Here is a 19878-nt window from a genome sequence, read left to right as displayed (position 1 = left end):
GCCGCCAGATCCATCCGCCCGCATCAGGACTCAATATGGCCCACACCCGCATCCGCAAATTCAATACTCGCCAAACCTATCCCGAACAACGCCTGGACAACGACCTGTGCCAAGCCGTGATCGCCGGCAACACCGTGTTCCTGCGCGGCCAGATCGGCCAGGACCTGGACACCCGGGAATCGGTGGGCGTCGGCGACGTGGCCGCCCAGGCCGAAAAAGCCATGGCCAACGTCGCCATGCTGCTGCAGGAATGCGGCAGCGAACTCTCGCACATATGCAAGCTCACCGTCTATCTGGTCGACGTGCGCTACCGCGAAGAGGTCTACAACGTGGTTGGCCGCTGGCTCAAGGGCGTGTTCCCCGTCTCCACCGGTATCGTGGTCTCGGCCCTGGCCCGGCCCGAATGGCTGGTGGAAATCGACGTGACCGCGGTCATTCCGGGCTGAGGCGGCAACGCCATGCCTACCGCTTCCGAGGCGCTGCTGGCGCGCCTGATCGCCTTCGACACGGTGACCCTCACGCCCAACCTGGCGCTGATCGAGGCCGTGCGCGAGCTGCTGGCGGCGCACGGCATTGCCTGCACGCTGGTGCGCAGCGACGACGGCACCCGCGCCAACCTGCACGCGTCCGTCGGCCCCGCCGATGTTCCGGGCGTGCTGCTGTCGGGACATACCGACGTGGTGCCCGCCGCCGGACAGGCCTGGACCGTGCCGCCCTTCGCGCTGACCGAGCGCGACGGGCTGTTGTATGGCCGCGGCGCAGCGGACATGAAGGGCTTCGTGGCCTGTGCCGTCAACGCGATGCTGCTGGCCAGCAAGCGTCCGTTGCGGCGGCCGCTGCAACTGGCGCTGTCCTACGACGAGGAGATCGGCTGCGTCGGCGTGCGCCGGCTGCTGGACGTCATGGAAATGGCGCCCACCCGGCCCGCGCTGTGCATCGTGGGCGAACCGACCTCCATGCAGATCGCCACCGGCCATAAGGGCAAGATGGCCTTGCGCGCCGTCTGCCAGGGACTCGAAGGCCATTCCGCGCTGGCGCCGCGGGCGCTGAACGCCATCCATCTGGCGTGCGACATGGTCGGCGCCATGCGCGCCCTGCAGGACGAGCTGCAAGCCCATGGCGCGCGCGACCCGGCGTATGAGGTGCCCTATGCAACCGTCCACGCGGGCTGCATCCACGGCGGACGCGCCTTGAACATCGTGCCCAACGAATGCGCGGTCGACTTCGAGATCCGGCATCTGGCCCAGGACGATCCCGACGCGCTGCTTGCGCCCTTGCGCCAGGCGGCCGAGGACATCCGCGATCAGGCGCGCCTGCGTGCGCCCGCCGCGGATATCCGGATAGAGCAGATCAACGCCTATCCGGGGCTGGACACGCATCCGGCCAGCGAGGCCGTGCGTTTCGTGGAATCCCTGCTGCCCGCCGGGACCGGCAAGACCAAGGTGGCTTTCGGCACCGAGGGCGGGCTGTTCACCCGGCACCTGGACGTCCCCGTGGTGGTGTGCGGTCCGGGATCCATCACGCAAGCCCACAAGCCCGACGAATTCATCTCGCGCGCGCAACTCGCCGAGTGCGATGCATTCCTGGAACGGCTGTTGGCGGCGCTATAGCGCCGGCCCCGGCGTTTCCACGTCCCCGGACGCCACCCGCGGCGGCGCCGGGACGCGTGCTCAATCCGGCTTGATGCCAGCGGACTTGATCAGGGTTTCATAGCGGCCGGCCTCTTCCTTCATGGCAGCCAGCGTGGCCTGGGGCGTGGAGCCGCGCACCAGCAGGCCACGCGCTTCGTAGGTCTGGCGAAACGCCGGATCCGCCGTGACCGCCGTCACCGCCTGGTTGATCCGCGCCACCAGCTCGTCCGGCGTCTTGCCGGGAGCGAACAGGGTAAAGACCGTGGACGGGATGCTGCCGGCCTTGCCGCCCGCTTCCTGCAGCGTCGGCACGTCGGGCATCATCGCCGCCCGCTGCGAAGCGCCGGCGACCAGCACGCGGATCTTGCCGGCCTTGTACTGTTCCGACACCGCCAGGCCGCCAGCCATGACGCTGTCCACGTCGCCAGCCATGGTCGCGGTCATGGCCGGCGCCACGCCCTTGAACGGCACATAGGTGAACTGCACGCCTTCGGCGCTGGCCAGCATGGCCATGCCCAGATGGTTCACGTGGCCCTGGCCGCCGGTGCCGACGTTGATGCGTTGCGGATTGGCCCGGGCGTAGTCGATGAACTCCTTGTAGGTCTTGGCCGGAAAGGCATTGCTGACCGCCACGTACAGCTGCACCTGGCCCAGGTCGGTGACGGGCTTGAAATCCTCCTGCCACCGGTACGGCACCTTGGCGTACAGGAAGGGATTGGTCTCGAGCGCCAGGCGGTCGACCATCAGCAAGGTATTGCCGTCACCCGCCGCCTTGGCGACGTAATCGCTGCCGATGATGGCGTTGGCGCCGGGGCGGTTTTCCACCACCACGGTCTTGCCGCTCTCTTTGAAGAGGCGGTTGCCCAGGTCGCGCGCCAGCACGTCGGGTTCGGTGCCGGGCGGATACGGCACCACGATCTTCACGGTGTCCGACGGCCAGGACTGGGCCGCGGCCTGGCCGGCCGGCACTAGCGCCAGCGCGGCCCACAAGACGGGTTGCAAACAACAACGGTACGGCGATCCCATGGTACTTCCCCTTGTATATGTCGTTTCCCGGAATAGTCCGGCGACTGAGTTGCCGCTCCGGGCCAGGACGGACCCGGGCGGCTGGAAATCCAGATCAGGACCGGTCCGCTTCACCAGCGGCCGATCAGAATGCCCATCATCCGTTCGTGCGCATGCGTGCGCTCGCGTACTTCCTCGTCGGTCTCGGTAGCGCGGCGCTTGAGGCCTTCATGCCAGTCCAGCAGCGCCGAGCGCATCCGTGCCGCCACCGGCGCCATGCCCGGATCGGCGCCCAGGTCATGCAGCTCGCCCGGGTCGTCGCGCAGGTCGAACAATTGCGCGGGATAGCCCTGCCAATGCAGGTACTTGTAGCGCTCGTCGCGCACCATCAGGCCGGTGCACTCGCGCTCGCCGCGTCCCAGGAACAGGCGCGCCTCGCGGTAGGCGTAGTCCAGGCTGCCCACCACGTACTCGCGCGCGGACGGCGCGGACTCCGACACGCCGCGGATCCCCGGCAGCAGCGAGCGGCCCTCGATGCGGTGTTCTTGCCCCGGCAGCGCCAGCGCCTCCAGTACCGTGGGGACGACGTCTATGCATTCGACGAATGCGTCGCTGCGGCTGCCGCGGGTCGCGTCGGCGGCCGGCGCCGGGTCATAGACCAGGCAAGGCACGCGCATCGCGCTGTCGTAGAAGTATTCCTTTTCGCCCAGCCAGTGGTCGCCCAGGTGGTCGCCGTGGTCCGAGGTGAAGAGGATCAGCGTGTCCTTGAGCCGGCCGCTGCGCTCCAGGAAGTCCAGCACCCGACCGATCTGGTCGTCGATCTGCTTGACCAGCCCCATGTAGACCGGCCGTACGCTGCGCCAGACTTCGTCGCGGGCGAAGGACTGCGACTCTTCCAGCCGCTGGTAGGCGCCATGCACAGGATGGGGGCGTTCCCGCTCCGCCTGCGAGCGCACGGGCGCCGCGCAGTCTTCCGCGCCGTACATGGCGTGGTATGGCGCCGGCGCCTTGTACGGCCAGTGCGGCTTGATGTAGGAAAGATGCAGCGCCCAGGGCTTGTCGCCCTGCCCCTGCATGAAGTCCAGTGCGCGGTCCGTGAGATAGGCCGTCTCGGAATCCGCCGCGTCCACGCGGGCGGGCAGCGGCGCGTTGCGCATCAGCCAGCCGCTGGCGATGCTGCCGTCGGCCGCCTGGCTGCCCACCACGTAGTCTTCCCAGGGGCGTTCGCTGTCGTAGCCGCGTTCGCGCAGGTAGCGGCGGTATGGGCTGTCCTTGGCCAGTTCGAAATGGCCGTCGTAACGCTCGATCGGCACGAAGCCGCCTTGCAGGAAACGTTGCTCGTCCTCGGCCGCATAGCCTTTGCCCCGCAATCCGGCGCGGTCGGGCACGAAGTGCGTCTTGCCCAGCAGATGCAGCGGCAGTCCGGCCTGGGCCAGGTATTCGCCCAGGCACCATTCGTCCACCGGATGCGGCACCCGGTTCCAGGTGACGCGGTGCGACAGCGGATAGCGGCCGGTGTAGTAGGACGCGCGCGACGGGCCGCAGACCGCGGACGTCACGTAGGCGCGGTCGTACTGAACGCCCATGCGTGCCAGCCGGTCGATGTGGGGCGTGCGCAAGGCGCCGGCTCCGCCATAACAGGAAAGGTGATCCGCGCGCAGTTGGTCGCACATGATGAACAGCACGTTGCGGACCGGGTTGCCCGCGGGCTGGACCGGTGCGTTCATGGCTGCGCTCCGTTCAGGATCGCCCCGGGCGCGTGCGACGGCTTGCCTGTCGGCTGCGCGGCCATCTGGGTTGCCCCGGGTACGAAGCGGGCGGCGAAGCGACCCAGGGCGTCGGCGGCGTCCGCGCTGCGGCCCAGCGCCGCGACGTAGCGGTCCGGCCGCACCAGCACCCAGTCCGCGCGGGTGCGCTGGAACCAGAAATGCAGCGCGTTCTCCGTATCCTGCAACACGGGCAAGGCGCCGGCTTGCAGTTCGTCGGGATCACAGCCGCTGCGCGCGCGCTGCGCCGCCACGTAGCGGCAGCCCAGCTTGTCCAGCTGCGCCCGCAGGGCCGGCGGCAGCCCTGCGCGCGGATCGCGGCGCCAGCCTATCAGCGCGAAGCCCGCGCCCAGCGCTTCGTCCAGGCGCAGCGTGGCGCCGTTCTCGCATTCCACCAGCGGCTGGATGAACATGCGGCCGATGCACTCGCGCTGCGTCTTGTCGGCGCTGTCGCCCACCACGCCGCGGCTATAGCGCGGCATGGGCTTGAACTTCATTTGCAGCACATAGTCGCGGATCTTCGGAATATTCCGGATCGACAGGAAGAACGTGTCGCGCAGCGCCGCCAGTACCGGGTTGGTCTGCGACAGCATGGCGCCGAACATGTCGGCCAGCGAAATCATGGCGCGGGCATGGCTGTGGCGTTCGTCGTGGTAGCTCTGCAAGGCGGCCGGGTCCAGGCGGCCCTGCACGATCCAGGCCACCTTCCAGGCCAGGTTGAAAGCGTCGCGCAGACCGGCGTTCAGGCCCTGGCCGATCCAGGGCGGGGTCAGGTGCGCGGCGTCGCCCGCCAGACAGACGCGGCCCGAGACGAAAGTACGCGCCACGCGGGAATTGTGGGTATAGACGCGGGCGCGGATGACGTTCAACCTGGCCGGGTCGGCCACGTGATGGCGCAGCAGTTCCTGCACCTTTTCCGGCTGCAGCATCTGCTCGCCGTCCTCGCCCGGAAACAGCATGAACTCCCAGCGCCGCAGGCCGTAAGGCAGGCGCAGGCAGACATAGGGGCGGCGCGGCTCGCAATGCAGCGCGGTATAAGGGGCGTCCAGCGGGTCCTGGTCGCATTCGATGACCACCCATTTGCGCGGATGCGTATTGCCGTCGAAGGGCAATTGCAGAAGGCGTTCGCGCACTGTGCTGCGCCCGCCGTCGGCGGCCAGCAGGTATTGCGTGCGGATCTCGCGCTCGGCGCCCTCGGCATCGCGCACCCGCACCGTGACGCCGCGCTCGTCCTGCGCCAGCGACAGCAGCTCGCTGCCCAGTTCCAGCGTCACATGGGGAAAGCGCCGCAGACCGGCGCGCAGGGTGCGTTCGCCCAGCGGCTGCGAAAACAGGTTGCGGCGATACCAGCCGAACTCGCGCGTGGCCGGCAGGATCTCGGCAAAGCAGCGCTTGGTCCGCGTGTACATGCGCATGGGCACGTTCTGGATCATGTCGCGCAGCATTTCATCGGCCAGGCCCGCGCTCTGAAAGGTACGCATGGCTTCGTCGTCCAGGCCCACCGCGCGCGGATAGTCCAGCACGTCCCGGTTGCGTTCCAGCACCAGCGTTTCCACGCCATAACTGCCCAGCAGATTGGCCAGCGTCACGCCGACCGGCCCGGCGCCCACCACCAGCACCGGCACTTCTACGATATGCGCCATCTCGGCTCTCCCTTGGATTCTTGTCTTTTGCCTGGCGGGTTGCGCTCAGACGCCTCAGGCGCGCCGCAGGAACCCGCCGACGGCCTGCTCGAAGGCGGCCGGCTGATCGTCATGGATGTAATGGCCGGCGCCTTCTATCTCGACCCATTCCACGTTCGGATTGCGCGCCGCCATGTCGCGGGCGGTCTGGGCCTGCAGGTAGTCCGAACGCCCGCCGCGCACGACCAGGGTCGGACAGCCCAGCGCCTGGACCTGCGGCCACAGGTCCACCACGCGCGCCGGATCGGGGTCCAGCCGGGTCGCGGCGATGCCCGCATGGTCGTGGCGCCAGATCCAGCCGCCTGCTCCGTCTTCCTTCAGCATGTGGCGCAGCCGTTCCTCGCGGGCGGCTTCGGTCACGCTGGGCCGCAGCGCGCGCAGGTACTCGCGGGCCGCGGCGATGTCGGGAAAGAACTCGGGCGTTTCGCGCAATTCGCGCTGGATGCGCGCCGCGCCCGCGCTGCCTTCGAAAGCGGCGGGTCCGGCATCCTCGACGATCAGGCGCCGCACGCGCTGCGGATGGCGGGCGGCAAAGACGATGGCGGCGATGCCGCCCATCGAATGGCCGAGCAGATCGAAGCGGTCCAGGCCCAGCGCGCCGGCCACGCCCGCCAGGTCATCCACGTAGGCGTCAGTGTAGTAATTGCGCTGCGGATCCCAACTGCTGGCGCCGCGGCCGCGCTGGTCATAGGCCAGGACGCGGAAATCCGGCTGCAACGCCTGCGCGATGCCGGCGAAGGTCTCGGCATAGCCGCGGATGCCGTGCAGCATGAATAGCGGACGCCCCGCCTGGGGGCCCCACTCGGTCAGGTGCAAAGTCATGCCGTTGACGGCGATAGCGGTGTCGCGGCGTTGCATATCGGCTTCCTTTCAGCAGAGTCCGTCTTTGCCCTCGATTTCGCTGGCGGGGATGCCGCCCAGGCGCGCATGCAGGCGCCCGCGCGTGGCAAACGCGAAGGCGATCAGCACTTCGTCGCGGTTGGGCGCGTCGCCGAACAGCGCGGTCACGCTGTCGTAGTGCGAACGGACATAGAGCGCGTCCTTATGCGCCAGCGGAATGTCGATGACGGTGCCGGGACCGCCGCGCTTGCCGGTGGAAGGCACCCAGGCCTTGCCGCCGCCGAGCGCTGCGCGCACGGGTTCGGCGAAGATGGTGGTCAACAACGCGTTGCCGTGCTCGTACTCGCCGTCCGTGCCCACCACGCAGGCCTTGCCGTAGCTTTCCAGCGGCTGGCCGCCGGCCGCGGCGATGATGCGCCGGCCGAACTCCTCGCCCAGCATGCCCGAGGGTTCGACATAGCCCGACAGGTCGCGTTCGAAGCGCCCGGCATAGGGGTTGTGCAGCGCGGCCGCGATGACGATCTTGCGCAACGGCTCGCCGTCGGCCGGTTCGCCGGTTTCAGTAGTGAGGGTGTCGTCGATCTGCAAATACCACTTGCGGATGCGGTAGGGACCGAAGTTGGTGCTGCTCATGGATGCTCCAGAAAATGTGGGATCAGGAAGGAGTGCGCCGTGCGGGCGGTCAAAGCGGGTCCAGCGTCATGGGGACGCTGGGCGCGTTGTGGTCGTGCAGGACCTGCTTGCCCTCTTCGTCGCCGTGCACGGTTTCGCAGAAGAACTCGAAGCGGTGGCCGTCGGGGTCGGTGAAGTACAGCCCGTAGCCGACTTTGTGATCGGTGATTTTCACGACGTCCACGCCCTTGGCCAGCAACATGCCGTAGAGGCGGCGCAGCTCGTCCACGTCGCCCTCGATCTCCAGCCCGTAGTGCTGCATGTTGACGGGGCCGCGGGCGGGCTCGCCTTCGGCCGCGCGGATCAGGGCGATGTCGTGGTGCTTGCGCCCAAAGGACAGGAACACCCATTGCTCGCCGCGCGCGGTCTCCTGCATGCCGAGCACGGATTCGTACCAGGGCGCCGACGCGAACGGGTCGCGCACGAACAGGGCCAGGTGGGTGCGCGCGATGCGCGGCCGGCGGTCTGCCGGCGCAAGCGTGGTGTTGGTGGACATGGCGGTCTCGGGCGGGTTGTCAGTTGATGGACTGGGGGTGCGCGGTCACGGGCGCGGCGTACGGCGTCCAGGCCACGGCGGTGATTTCGCTGAAATCGCGCCATTCCTTGAACCAGCTGCGGCCGCCGTCGGTGGAGCGGAACAGATGGCCGTACTTGGTGCCGGCGAACGCCAGCCGCGGGTCGGCTGCGTGCACGCCGAAGGCCCAGAAGGTGGAATTTGGCGGCGTGTGCAGCAGCGCCGGCTGCCAGTTGCGGCCGCGGTCGGACGAACGGTAGATCCTGCTGCGCGTGCCTGGCGTGCCGTCGCCGATGGCCAGCAGCAGCGTGTCGGGATCGTCCGGCAGCGCCTGCACCGTGCGGGTGTAGTACATGCCGTCAAAGCGCGACTTGGAAGCCACGCCATTCCAGCGCCGGGCGTCGTCCTCGCTGAGATAGACGGAGTTCACCGTCAGCACCATGGCGGTCTTGGGCGCGGCGGCCGTGGCCGGCAGGACAGCTACGCAATGGATGTCGGGGTTGGCGATGGCATCGGCATTGCCTTCATCGTCCTCGCGCGACCAGGTATCGCCGCCGTCGCGGCTGCGCCACAAGCCCCCTTCTTCGACGCCGAACCAGACCTCGCGGCCGTCATCCGGATCCACGCAGACCGACAGGATGCGCGGGCGGTTCACGCCGCGGCAGAACTCCGGCAGTTCGGGCGACAGGCGCTGCCAGCTGGCGCCGCCGTCCACCGAACGGAACATCGCTGCGCGCGACGGCGCGCCGGTGCCCGCGTACATGCGCCGCGGATCCGTGGGATCGATGGCCATGGCCCAGACGGTCATGCCGTTCATGGGGCTGTCCACCCGCGTGAAATGCGCGCCGCCGTCGGTGCTGACACACATGCCGGCGTCGGCCCCGGCAAAGACGCGGCGCGGGTCGGCCGGGTCCACGGCCAGGCTGCGCACCGTGCCGTCGAACTCGATGGCTTCCTTCAGCCCCAGGCGGTGCCAGGTGGCGCCATCGTCCACGCTGCGCAGTATTCCTTGGCCGGCGGTGCCGACCAGTATCGTGCCTTGCATATCCAGACTCCCCGAATGAGGTTCAGCGGTTCAAAGAAAGATGCCGCGCGTGATGCCGCCATCCACCCCCAGCGATTCGCCGGTGATGGCCCCTGCCCGCGGCGATGCCAGGAACAGCACCGCGTCGGCGATCTCGGCCGGCTGCAGCACCCGGCGTATGGGCGTGGCCTTGGCATAGTTGGCCTCGACCTGGGCGGGGGTCAGCCCCTGCTTGGCGGCTTCCTTTTCGTACAGTTCATGGATGTGGGGCGTCTCTACCACGCCCGGATGGATCACGTTGACCGTGATGCCATGCGGACCCAGCTGGTCCGACAGGGTCTTGGTCATGTGGCAGATGGCCACGTTGCGCATGCCCGAAAGCTGCTTGCTGCCGCGCCCGGTCAGGCCGCCGATGTTGACGATGCGGCCAAAGCCGCCCTGGCGCATGTGCGGCGCCGCAGCCTTGGCGCAGCGCATGTAGCCCACGACCTTGATGTTGATGTCTTCCAGCAAGCCTTCGGGATCGGCCTCGTCGATCTCGCTGCGCACCAGGCCGCCGGGGTGGGCCGCACCATTGACCAGGATGTCGATGCGGCCAAAGTGTTCGGCCACGCGCTGCATCATCGCGTTGACCTGGGCGGTGTCCGACACGTCGGCCGCCACGCCCAGCACTTCCACGCCCGTGGCCCGGGTGATTTCAGCCGCCACTTCGTCCAGCTGCGCCTGGCGGCGCGCCACGATGGCCACACGCACGCCCTCGGCGGCCAGCGCTTCGGTCACCGCGCGCCCGATGCCCAGGCTGCCGCCCGTGACCACCGCGACTTTCCCCTTGAGTTGCAAGTCCATGCTTTGATGCTCCTTATACATATATGGCGGCGCCTACAGCGCCATCTCGATCAGGACCGGGCCCGGCTGGCGCAGCGCCGATTCCAGCTGCGTGGCCAATTCTTCCGAGGTCGCGGCGCGGCTGGCCTGCACCCCGTAGCTGGAGGCCAGCCCCACCCAGTCGATGCGCGGGCGGTCCAGCGCGGTCAGTTCGGCCGCGCGTTCGCCCAGCACGGCGTTGCCGCGGCGCAGCTCGTTGCGCAGGATGGCGTACTGGTGGTTGGCGGCGATCAGCACCGTGACCGGCAGGTTTTCATGCGCCAGCGACCACAATGCCTGGATCGTGTATTGGGTGCTGCCGTCGGACAGCACGGCCACCACTCGGCGCTGCGGGCAGGCGATGGCGGCGCCCATCGCGACCGGCAAGCCCTGGCCGATGGCGCCGCCGGTATTGGTCAGCACCGTGTGCGGCGCGGCGCCGGCGGACGCGGCATACAGCGGATAGCCGCAGGTGCCGCCTTCGACCGAGACGATGGCGTCTGCGGGCAAGGCCCGCGCCACCGCTGCGGCAATCGATTGCGGCGTCAAGGCGCCCGGCGCAGGCTCGGGCAGTAGCGCGGCGGCGGGTTCGAAAGCCGGCGCGCCCGCCAATTCGGCCAGCGCCTCCAGGCGCGAGGCCGCATCCTGGCCGGGAGCCGCCAGTTCCAGCAGGCGTTCCGCCGGCACCAACCGGCTGGGGTGACCGGCATAGCCGAAATAGGTCACGGGCGGCAGCGCCCCCACCAGCACCACCAGGTCGGCAGCGTCCAGGGCAGCGCGAGCGGGTTCCGGGAAATACGGCAGGCGGTCGAAGTCCGGCAAGTCCCGGCCGCGTTCCGATCTGGCGGGAAAGGTCTCGGCGTAAGCCTTGCCGCCCAGGGCTGCGCACAGGCGCGCGGCCGCAATCTGCGCGCGGCGTCCCAGGCCGCTGGCGGGACCGCCCCCGCCCAGCAGGAACAGCGGCTTTTGCGCGCGGCTCAGGCGCTGCCATGCGGCGGCGGCGTCGAAGGTCTCGGGCTGCGCAGCGGCCTCGGCGGCAGCATCCGCGGAATCCGGCGTCACGCTTTCCGCCTGGAAGTCGGCGGGAAAGATCAGCGTCGCGCCCTGGCCGCCATCGGCCAGGCTGGCCTGCACGGCGGCGCGGGCGGCGCCAGCGGCGTCCTGGGCGGACGCGATGCGCTCCACCCAGCCGGAGACTGGGCGCGCCAGCGACTCGATGTCCGAAGTCAGGGGCGCGTCGCATTCCAGGTGCCAGCTGGCGTGGTCGCCGATGATGTTGACGATGGGGGTGCGGGCGCGCCGCGCATTGTGCAGATTGGCGATGCCATTGGCGAAGCCCGGCCCCAGATGCAGCAGGGTCGCGGCCGGCTTTCCAGCCAGCCGGCCATAACCGTCGGCCGCGCCGGTGCAGACGTTCTCCTGCAGGCCGACCACGCAGCGCATGCCGCGCACCTCCTCCATCGCACGCACCAGGTCCAGCTCGGTCGTGCCGGGATTGGCGAAACAGACTTCCACGCCCTGCTTGCGCAGAGCCTCCAGCAAGGCACTAGCTCCGGTCATGATTACCGCCTCCTTTTTTCGCTACTTTATCGTAATTTGATAAATGTGCAATTTTTTTTTGGCGGATTGATGCTGGATAATTTATTAGAATTATCTATTTGATAGTTCTGCGCGGATCTCCTATACGCGCGTGCACGCTGCGCGCGCGGCAGGACGATTTGCCAATACGCGCCCCTTGGTGCACCCTCGCAGCACGTCAGCCTTACAACACCTCACGCACATGAACAGTCTTCGCCGCATGCTCGATGTCCTGGACCTCTTTCAGCCCGACCGGCCGGTCCTGGACGTCGATGCCATCTGCCAGCTGCGCGGCTACGCGCCCGCCACCGCCTACCGCTACGTGCGCGAACTGTGCGCCTGCGGCCTGCTGGTGCGCCTGCCAGCCGGCTACGCGCTGGGTCCGCGCATCATCGCGCTGGATCTGCAGATGCGGGAGTACGACCCCATGCTGACGGTCAGCCGCGACCTGATCGAGGAACTATCCAGCCAGACCGGCCTGGACGTGCTGCTCAGCGCGCGCTACGACGACAAGGTCATCAACGTGCACCAGCAGGCCGGGCGCAATACCCAGGCCCTGAACTTCGGCCGCGGCCGGCACATGCCGCTTTTGCGCAGCGCGACCGCCCGCGTGATCCTGGCCAATCTGGGGCCGCGCCAGTTGCGCCGCGTCTACGACGAACACGCCGATGCCCCCGACATGCAGCGGCTGGGCCAGGACTGGAAGTCCTTTTCCCGGGCCATGCTGCAAGTGCGCAAGGCCGGCTATTGCATCTCGTCGGGCGAACTGGATTCCGGCAAGACCGGCATCGCCGCGCCGATCTTCGATGAAGAGAACCATGTGCTGGGCAGCATCACGCTCATCGGCATGCAGGACGCCTTCGCGGCCTTCCGCGAGGACTACCTCGCCGGCCTGACCTGCCGCGCCGCCACCGAAATCACCCGCCGCATCGCGCAGGCGCCGGCCAAGCTGCAGCAGGCAGCCTGATCCCCGCCGCGCCAGTTCCAGATTCACGCATGACGCCCGCCATCCGTATCGGTCCCCTCGTCTTTCCCTCGGACCTGCTGGTTTTCATCGTTGCCGCCGCTATCGGACTGCTGGCCGCCAGGCTGCTGACCCGCGGGCAGGAGTCCCGGCCCGACACCAGTACGGTGTTGTGGCGCGCGCTCATCATCGGCCTGGTCGTCGCCCGGCTCGGCTTTGTCTGGCAGTTCCAGGCCCACTTCATCGAGAATCCGCTCCGGATCCTGGACCTGCGCGATGGCGGCTGGGCCGGTATGGCCGGGCTTGCCGCGGCATGGCTCTACACGCTGTACGCGGCCTTGCGCCGCCAGGCGTCGCGGCCCGCGCTGCTGGGCGCGCTGGCGCTGGCCAGCGCGGTCTGGATAGGCGGCGGGCGGTGGCTGGCGCCCGCGCCGCAGGCCCTGCCCGAACTGTCCGCGCTCGCCTTGCGTCAGCTGGACGGCACGCCCGCAGCGCTCGCGGCCTACCAGGGCAAACCTACCGTCATCAATCTATGGGCAAGCTGGTGCCCGCCTTGCCGCCGCGAAATGCCCGCATTCACCGCGGCGCAAGCGGCGCATCCCGATGTGAATTTCGTCTTCCTGAACCAGGCCGAAGCGCCGCCGGACGTGACGGCGTTCCTGGCGCAGCACGCGCCGTCGCTGCGCAACGTGCTGCTCGATCCCGCAGGCGCGGCCTCGCGCCAGATGAGCAATCGCGGCCTGCCCGCCACGCTGTTCCTGGACGCCCAGGGACGGCTGGTGGACCTGCGCGTGGGCGAGTTGTCCGCGGCTTCGCTGGCCCAGCGCCTGGAGGCGATCCAGGCGCCGGCCAGCGGCGATTGACGCGTTGGCGCTTCAGATCTGCGGTTCGGCCGCGACGCGGGCCCAAGGCAAAGGCTGCCCGTCCGTATCGCGTTCGAATAGCCACAGGCGCTGGCCCGCATGGGCGGGCGGTTCTTCCAGCCGCACGACCAGGACCGGTCCCGCGGGCAGCGCCCGGACCGTGGCGATGACTGCGGCAGGCGCACCGTTCCGCGACGGCAATTCGGTCCAGGCCTGCAACTCGGCCTGTTCCACCCCCGCCGCGCGCGCCTGTCCATGGCCGCAAGCCGGGCACCACAGCCGCATGGGATAGACCAGATGGCCGCAGCTGCAACATTGGCTGACGTCGACGCTCATGCTTCCTCCCGCGCCAGCACGGCCGCATTGGCGCACATCCCGTAACGCAGCTGCACCATGCCGTAGCCGGTAGCCACGCCGTGACGCGCGCCGCGCACCTGCCGTTCCCCTGCCTGCCCCAGCAATTGGCGCGCCACTTCGACCAGGCCATGCATGCCGCCGGCGGTGCCCGCCTGCCCGGCGGACAGTTGGCCGCCTGCGGTGTTGACCGGCAAGTCCCGGGTGGCCAGGCGGCGCGCGATGAAGCCAGGCAGGTCATCGATGCTGGCGAAGCCCAGATCGCACAGCTGCGCCAGCGCCATGGCGGGATAGTCGTCGTACACGCTGAGCACATCCATGTCTTCCGGTCCCAGGCCAGCGCGCTGCCAGAGCGCTGGCGCGAACGCCGCGATGCCGGTCTGCAATCCGTCGCCTTCCTGCTGGTCATCGTTGTAGCGCGCATCGCTGGCCAGCAGCCGCACGCTGATTCCCGCCGGACGCGCGTTCAGCACCAGCGCGCAAGCGCCGCTGACCACCGGCACGCAATCCAGGCGTCCCAGCGGCGGCGCGACCATGGGCGCGGCCAGGTATTGCGCCAGGCTCAATGGATCGCGATACGCGGCGTTGGGGTTGCCTGCTGCCCATAGCCGCTGCGCGACGCATAGCGCGCCATAGTCCTCGCGGGCAAGACCGGCGCGCGCCATCTGCCTTTGCGTGAGCATGGCGAACAGGGGATTCGGCCCCTCGCAGCCCAGGGGACTGAGATAGTCCTGCGCGCTGCGGTTGTAGCCGCGTACCAGCCCTGCGAAATCGGCGCCCGTGAAATGGTCTCCCGCGACCAGCACGATCGTCTCGGCCTGCCCGGCCTGCAACGCGAGCCAGGCCTGGCGCAACAGGTTGATGGCGCTGGCGCCGCCCATTTCGTCCTGCATGCACCAGTTCAGCCGCAGTCCCAGGCGCCACGCCAGATCGATCGCGCGGTCGGGGCGCAGCGTGAATGAAGCCACGCCCAGGCCGTCCACATCGCCGGGCTTCAACCCTGCGCCGCGCAGCGCCTGCGCGATCGCCTCGGCCATCAGGCCGGCCGTGCTGGTTCCCGGGCCGGGATGGCGCAGCGAAGGCGTTTCGCCCACGCCGACGATGCCCGGGCCGCGCGCCGCGCTCACGCCGACTCCTGCCGTGGGGGTTCGCGCGTCAGCAGCAAGGTGATCACGGTGACCGCGGCCATGCCCACCAGGAACCACGCTACCGGGGTCGCCGATTCATACTTGCGCAGCAGCGCCATGGCGATCAGCGGCGACAGGCCGCCGGCGAATACAGAAGCCAGTTCATGCCCCAGCGCCAATCCGGTGTAGCGGACCTCTGCGGGAAACAGTTCGGCGAAATACGCCGGCTGGGTGCCGATCATCGCGGCATGGCAGACCGTGTTGCCCAGGAAGAAGGCCAGGAATATCCACACCGGCTCCTTGGTCTGCACCAGCCAGAAGAACGGGAATGCCACCAGCACCAGGCCGGCCGAACCAATCAGGTACACCGTCCGCCGGCCGATGCGATCGGACAGGTGGCCGAACCAGACCAGCGTGCCGAGCTCGATGAACATCGACACCAGCACGCCGCCCAGCATGACGTCGTTGGGTATGCCAAGGAATTTGCCGTAGGCCAGCGCAAACGCCAGGAAGATGTACGACCCGCCGTTCTCGGCCACGCGCAATCCCATCGCGGTAAAGACCTGGCGCGGATAGCGGCGGAACACTTCGACTGCCGGCATGCCGCGCTTGGCGGTCTTGGCGGCCTGCACGAATTCATCGCTTTCGGGGATGTGCTTGCGGATGTAGAGGCCCACGCCGAAGATCAGCACGCTCAAGAGGAACGGCAGGCGCCAGCCCCAGCTCATGAAGGCTTCCTGCGGCAGCTGCTGCGCCAGCATGAAGACGCCCGACGACAGCACGAAGCCGCCCGCCACTCCCAATTGGCTGAAGGACGAGAAGTAGCCGCGGCGCTTGCCCCCGACCGCCTCGCTGATCAGCAGCACGCCCCCGCCCCACTCGCCGCCCGCGGCCGCGCCTTGCAGGATGCGCAACACCACCATGGCAACCGGCGCCCAGAAGCCGACCTGATCATAGGTAGGCAACAGCCCGATCAGGAAGGTGGCGGCGCCCATCAAGCCCAGGGTCCATTCCAGCGCCAGCTTGCGGCCGTAGCGGTCGCCGATATGGCCGAAGATCACGCCGCCCAGAGGCCGCGCCAGGAAGCCGACCGCAAAGCCGGCAAACGCCCCCATGGTGCCCAGCAGCGGGTCGGTGCCCTTGGGAAAGAACAGTTCGCCGAACACCAGCGCCGCCGCCGTGCCGTAGATGAAGAAGTCATACCATTCCATCGCGTTGCCCGCGACGGACGCCATCACCACACGCCGCGTGCGTTTTCTGCGCGCATCGTCGCCAGCGGCCGCGGCCGCCCCTTTGTATGCCATCGTCATTGCCGCCCCTAGTCTGTTTGAATGGATTGATGACGCTCAGCGCGCCACGCGATAGCCGGCGGCGTCGCGGTCCCAGGCGTCGCCGGTAATGCCCTCATCCCGCAAGCGGAACTTGCGGATCTTGCCGTTCTCGGTGCGCGGCAAATCGTCCAGTACGCGCAGATAGCGCGGCACGGCGAAATACGGCATACGGGGCTGGCAGAAGTCCAACAGCGTCTCGGGCGCGATGGCCTGCCCGGTCTTGTAGACCAGCGCCGCCATGACCTCGTCTTCCGCCAGATCGGAACGCACCGCATAGACCGCCACGGCGGCAACCGCCGGATGCGCCAGCAGCACCTGCTCCACCTCGTACGAGGAAATGTTCTCGCCGCGTCGGCGGATGGCGTCCTTCGTGCGGTCCAGGAAGCGGAAATAGCCGTCCGCATCGCGCACCACCCGGTCGCCCGTGTGGAACCAGAGATTGCGCCAGGCTTCCACCGTCTTGTCGTCCATGCCGAAATAACCGGTGGCGATGGCGTATGGGATATGCGAGCGCAACAGCAATTCGCCCGGCGTGCCGTCTGGCACCGCCGCGTCGTGCTCGTCAGCCGCCATCGCATCGAATTCGGGCGCGACGCGCCCCATCGTGCCCGGCCGCTGCTCGTCCAGCGTGCCGCCCAGCGCGAAGTTGGTTTCGGTCGAGCCGTAGCCTTCCAGCAGCGCGATGCCCGTGCGTTCGGCGAACGCCGCATGGAAGCGTTCGGGCACCCCGGGCGCCAGCGCAATCCGCGCGCGCTGACGCCGTTCGGCTGCGGCAGGCGGCTGCGCCAGCAGCATGGGCACCATGGCGCCCAGCAGATAGGTCACCGTGGCGCCCGTGGCCTCCAGCCGGTCGAAATAGCGGCTGGCCGAGAAGCGCTCGTCGCAGATGATGGTCGCGCCCGTGACCAGCGCCTGGAAGCAGGCGTTCAGGGCATTGGTATGGAACAGCGGCAGGCTCGTGTAGAGCACGTCGCTCTCGGCGATTTCCAGGTTGCGCGCGGCGATCCTGCCCCACCAATAGAACTGCGCGTGCGGACAGCACACGCCTTTGGACAGGCCTGACGTGCCCGAGGTGTACAGGATGGCCAGCGTATCTCCCGGCCCGAGGTCGGCTGCCGGCGGCAGCGGCGTGTCCGGTGCGGGAGGAGGCGGACACGCTTGCACCGGCAGCGCGTCGGCGTAGCCGTCCAGCAGCCAGATGCGGTTCAAGGCCTGGGGCTGCATGTCCAGTGCAGCCAGCGCCGGACAGGACGCGGCGTCGGCCACCAGCAAGCGGCAACCGCTGTTGGCCAGGATGTGCTGCAACTGCATGCCGCGCGACGCCGTGTTGATGGGCACCACCACCGCCCCCAGCCAGCCGCAGCCCAGCACGATGGACAGGAATTCATGCCGGTTGCCGGCCATCAGCCCGACCCGGTCGCCCCGGGCGACGCCGGCCGAAGCCAGGCGCGCGGCCCAGTCCGCTGCATGCCCGGGAGCATCGCCGTAGCGCAGTGCGCCGCCTGGCGCCTGCACCCATGTGCGCTCGCCCCATCGGGCGCCCTGCTCCAGCAACAACGACGGCAGTGTCAACGCATGCATGGCGGTGCTTCCCCTGTGTTGCGGCCATCGGCAAGCGTTGCCCCAGCCTTATGAAATTAGTCTAGGAATCAACTATTTATATGTCAAATTTATGGATATTATTTATCTTATAAATCAAGCTGATATGAGAGGCATGCGTGGACTTCGATCTGAACCTCATGCGGGTTTTCCTGACCGTGCTGCAGGAACGCAGCGTCACGCGCGCGGCGCAGCGCCTGAACCTGACGCAGCCCGCCGTGAGCTACGCGCTGGCGCGCTTGCGCGAAAAATTCGACGACCCCCTGTTCGCGCGCACGGCGTCCGGCATGCAGCCCACGCCGGTCGCGTTTGCCCTGGCCGACCCCATAGAGCGCGGCATGAACAGCTTTGCGGAAGCGGTCAACCTGCGGCAGCGCTTCGAGCCCGCAAGCAGCACCCGGCGCTTTCGCCTGTCCATGTCCGATATCGGTGAAATGGTGTTCCTGCCGTCATTGATGGAACGCGTGCACGCCCTGGCGCCGCGTCTGCAGGTGGAAGTATTGGAGATCCCGCTGGAACGGCTGCCGCAGGCGCTGAAAGACGGCGAGGTCGATCTCGCCATCGGCAACCTGGCCGGGCTGGGCAGCGAGACCTGCCACGCGGAACTGTTCAGCGAACGCTACACCTGCATGGGCAGGCGCGGCCATCCGGTGTTGTCGGCGGGCCTCACCCGTAGCCAATACAAGCGCCTGGACCACATCCTGGTGGCCTCGCGCGCCAGCGCCCACCGCTTGCTGGACGACGTGCTGAGCGAGGCCGGCCTGCCGCGCAGGCCATATCTGACCTTGCCGCATTTCTCGGCGGCCGCCGAGATCGTGCGGCGCACCGATCTCACCATGACCCTGCCGCTGCGAGCCGCGATCTGGTTCAACCACGACGACGCGTTCCAGATACGCCCGCTGCCCATCGCGCTGCCGCCGCTGTCCGTGACGGTGCATTGGCACGCGCGCTTCGAAAGCGATCCGGGCACCGTCTGGCTGCGCCGCCTGGTGGTGGAGACGCTGGCGGACCCGGCCTGAACCCGCGCAGGCGCGGCGCTTATCGCAACGCGGCCAGCATCAGGTCCAGGTTCTGCACCGCCGCGCCCGACGCGCCCTTGCCCAGGTTGTCGAAGACCGCCGTCAGCAACACCTGGCCGTGCTGCGCATTGCCGTACACGGCCAGGCGCAGATCGTTGGTGCCATTGAGCGCCTGCGGATCCAGGTGCGTATGGGCGGCCGCGTCCTGCGGCGCCACGACCTGCACGTGGCGCGCGCCCTCGTAATGCTGCTGCAGGCAGGCGTGCAGGCGTTCCATGTCGACGCCCGCCGGCAGCAGGCGCAGCTGCAGCGGCACGGTCAGGACGATGCCCTGGCGATACGCGCCGTAGGCCGGCACGAACACCGGCCGCTGCGTCAGGCCCGCATGCCGCTCGATCTCGGGCGTGTGCTTGTGCGCCAGGCCCAGGCCGTAGAGCTGGAACGCCGGTCCCGGCGCGCCGTCCGCGGCTTCGTAGGCGTCCACCGCCGCGCGCCCGCCGCCCGAATAGCCTGATACCGCGTGCACCACCACCGGATAGTCGGCCGGCACCAGCCCGGCCCGCACCAGCGGACCCAGCAACGCGACCGCGCCCGTGGGATAACAACCCGGGTTGCTGACCCGCAGCGCCTGGGCGATCAGTCCGGCCTGCTCCGCGTTCATTTCCGGAAAGCCATAGACCCAGCCGGGCGTCGTGCGGTGGGCGGAACTGGCGTCTATCACCCGTACCGCGGGATTGACGATGGACGCGGCAGCCTGACGCGCCGGTTCGTCCGGCAGGCAGAGAATGGCGATGTCGCAGCCGTTGATCGCCTGCGCACGGCGTTGCGGGTCCTTGCGTTCCGCCTCGGGCAGCGTCAGCAGCCGCAGGTCCGTGCGCCCATGCAGGCGTTCATGGATCTGCAGGCCGGTGGTGCCCTGGTCGCCGTCGATGAAAACTAGAGGTTGGGTCATGGCGCTTGCGTCCTGGATCAAAGGCGCGCCGGAAGGGGTTCCGGGCGCAGGACTCCATCATCGGCTGGACTGGCAGATAACAAAAGTCGAATA

General features: G+C 68.5%; 18 protein-coding genes and 1 pseudogene. 5 read left to right on the top strand and 14 right to left on the bottom strand.

Going from position 1 to position 19878, the window contains the following annotated elements; translation table 11 throughout:
• Positions 1-35 precede the first annotated feature (35 nt).
• Both HV793_RS13550 and argE read left to right on the top strand, forming a co-directional pair.
• Positions 36-446, top strand: a complete 411-nt coding sequence (locus tag HV793_RS13550) for a RidA family protein (RefSeq protein WP_119451512.1) — start codon at positions 36-38, stop codon at positions 444-446.
• A 12-nt stretch (positions 447-458) separates the two neighbouring features.
• Positions 459-1610 (top strand): acetylornithine deacetylase, encoded by a 1152-nt coding sequence (argE, locus tag HV793_RS13545; protein WP_175213331.1) that lies wholly within the window; start codon positions 459-461, stop codon positions 1608-1610.
• A gap of 60 nt (positions 1611-1670) precedes the next feature.
• Here argE and HV793_RS13540 read toward each other — a convergent pair whose 3' ends face one another.
• The 9 genes from HV793_RS13540 to HV793_RS13500 form a co-directional block, all read right to left on the bottom strand.
• Positions 1671-2633, bottom strand: coding sequence for a Bug family tripartite tricarboxylate transporter substrate binding protein (locus tag HV793_RS13540; protein ID WP_225590244.1), 963 nt, complete (start codon positions 2631-2633; stop codon positions 1671-1673).
• A 134-nt stretch (positions 2634-2767) separates the two neighbouring features.
• Complete coding sequence (locus HV793_RS13535; protein WP_175213329.1) at positions 2768-4363, bottom strand: sulfatase-like hydrolase/transferase; 1596 nt, start codon at positions 4361-4363, stop codon at positions 2768-2770.
• Positions 4360-6045 (bottom strand): bifunctional 3-(3-hydroxy-phenyl)propionate/3-hydroxycinnamic acid hydroxylase, encoded by a 1686-nt coding sequence (locus HV793_RS13530; RefSeq protein ID WP_175213328.1) that lies wholly within the window; start codon positions 6043-6045, stop codon positions 4360-4362. Before HV793_RS13530 ends, HV793_RS13535 begins: the two co-directional genes overlap by 4 nt.
• A 54-nt stretch (positions 6046-6099) precedes the next feature.
• Entirely contained in the window at positions 6100-6942 is an 843-nt protein-coding gene (locus HV793_RS13525; protein ID WP_175213327.1) for an alpha/beta fold hydrolase, read from the bottom strand.
• 12 nt (positions 6943-6954) lie between these two features.
• A complete protein-coding gene (locus HV793_RS13520) occupies positions 6955-7557 on the bottom strand; it encodes an amino acid synthesis family protein (RefSeq protein ID WP_175213326.1) in 603 nt (200 codons plus the stop codon).
• 49 nt (positions 7558-7606) lie between these two features.
• Positions 7607-8092: a VOC family protein gene (locus HV793_RS13515; protein ID WP_054454578.1), complete on the bottom strand. Its 486-nt coding sequence runs from the start codon at positions 8090-8092 to the stop codon at positions 7607-7609.
• Between the two features lie 19 nt (positions 8093-8111).
• Positions 8112-9155, bottom strand: coding sequence for a WD40/YVTN/BNR-like repeat-containing protein (locus tag HV793_RS13510; RefSeq protein WP_054454580.1), 1044 nt, complete (start codon positions 9153-9155; stop codon positions 8112-8114).
• A 30-nt stretch (positions 9156-9185) separates the two neighbouring features.
• Entirely contained in the window at positions 9186-9980 is a 795-nt protein-coding gene (locus HV793_RS13505; protein WP_054454582.1) for an SDR family NAD(P)-dependent oxidoreductase, read from the bottom strand.
• Between the two features lie 33 nt (positions 9981-10013).
• On the bottom strand, positions 10014-11558 hold the full coding sequence (locus tag HV793_RS13500; RefSeq protein ID WP_175213325.1) for an acetolactate synthase large subunit: 1545 nt from the start codon (positions 11556-11558) through the stop codon (positions 10014-10016).
• 220 nt (positions 11559-11778) lie between these two features.
• On the opposite strand from HV793_RS13500, the gene HV793_RS13495 reads away from it, so the two are divergent.
• Entirely contained in the window at positions 11779-12543 is a 765-nt protein-coding gene (locus HV793_RS13495) for an IclR family transcriptional regulator (RefSeq protein WP_054454586.1), read from the top strand.
• 29 nt (positions 12544-12572) lie between these two features.
• Entirely contained in the window at positions 12573-13403 is an 831-nt protein-coding gene (locus tag HV793_RS13490) for a TlpA disulfide reductase family protein (protein ID WP_175213324.1), read from the top strand.
• Positions 13404-13415: 12 nt separating this feature from the next.
• Here HV793_RS13490 and HV793_RS13485 read toward each other — a convergent pair whose 3' ends face one another.
• The 4 genes and pseudogenes from HV793_RS13485 to HV793_RS13470 all read right to left on the bottom strand — a co-directional run.
• The gene (locus HV793_RS13485; RefSeq protein WP_175213323.1) at positions 13416-13739 is read right to left on the bottom strand and encodes a PhlB family protein; all 324 of its coding nucleotides are present in this window, start codon (positions 13737-13739) and stop codon (positions 13416-13418) included.
• Entirely contained in the window at positions 13736-14884 is a 1149-nt protein-coding gene (locus tag HV793_RS13480) for a thiolase family protein (protein WP_175213322.1), read from the bottom strand. Before HV793_RS13480 ends, HV793_RS13485 begins: the two co-directional genes overlap by 4 nt.
• Positions 14881-16194 carry an MFS transporter gene (locus HV793_RS13475; RefSeq protein WP_054454595.1) on the bottom strand — a complete coding sequence of 438 codons (1314 nt, stop codon included), beginning with the start codon at positions 16192-16194 and terminating at the stop codon, positions 14881-14883. The genes HV793_RS13480 and HV793_RS13475 overlap by 4 nt, the downstream gene beginning before the upstream one ends.
• Positions 16195-16230: 36 nt before the next feature.
• Positions 16231-17811 (bottom strand): annotated as a pseudogene (locus HV793_RS13470) (ATP-dependent acyl-CoA ligase); the annotation flags it as partial.
• A 122-nt stretch (positions 17812-17933) separates the two neighbouring features.
• Between HV793_RS13470 and HV793_RS13465 the strand changes: the two are divergent.
• Entirely contained in the window at positions 17934-18833 is a 900-nt protein-coding gene (locus tag HV793_RS13465) for a LysR family transcriptional regulator (RefSeq protein WP_233564613.1), read from the top strand.
• 19 nt (positions 18834-18852) lie between these two features.
• Here HV793_RS13465 and argC read toward each other — a convergent pair whose 3' ends face one another.
• Positions 18853-19785: an N-acetyl-gamma-glutamyl-phosphate reductase gene (gene argC / locus HV793_RS13460; RefSeq protein ID WP_175213320.1), complete on the bottom strand. Its 933-nt coding sequence runs from the start codon at positions 19783-19785 to the stop codon at positions 18853-18855.
• Positions 19786-19878 lie beyond the last annotated feature (93 nt).

Origin of the sequence: Achromobacter aegrifaciens (assembly GCF_902859965.1) — a bacterium.
In the GTDB taxonomy this organism is placed as follows: Bacteria; Pseudomonadota; Gammaproteobacteria; order Burkholderiales; family Burkholderiaceae_B; genus Achromobacter; species Achromobacter aegrifaciens.
This window is presented reverse-complemented; position numbering and strand designations above follow the sequence as displayed.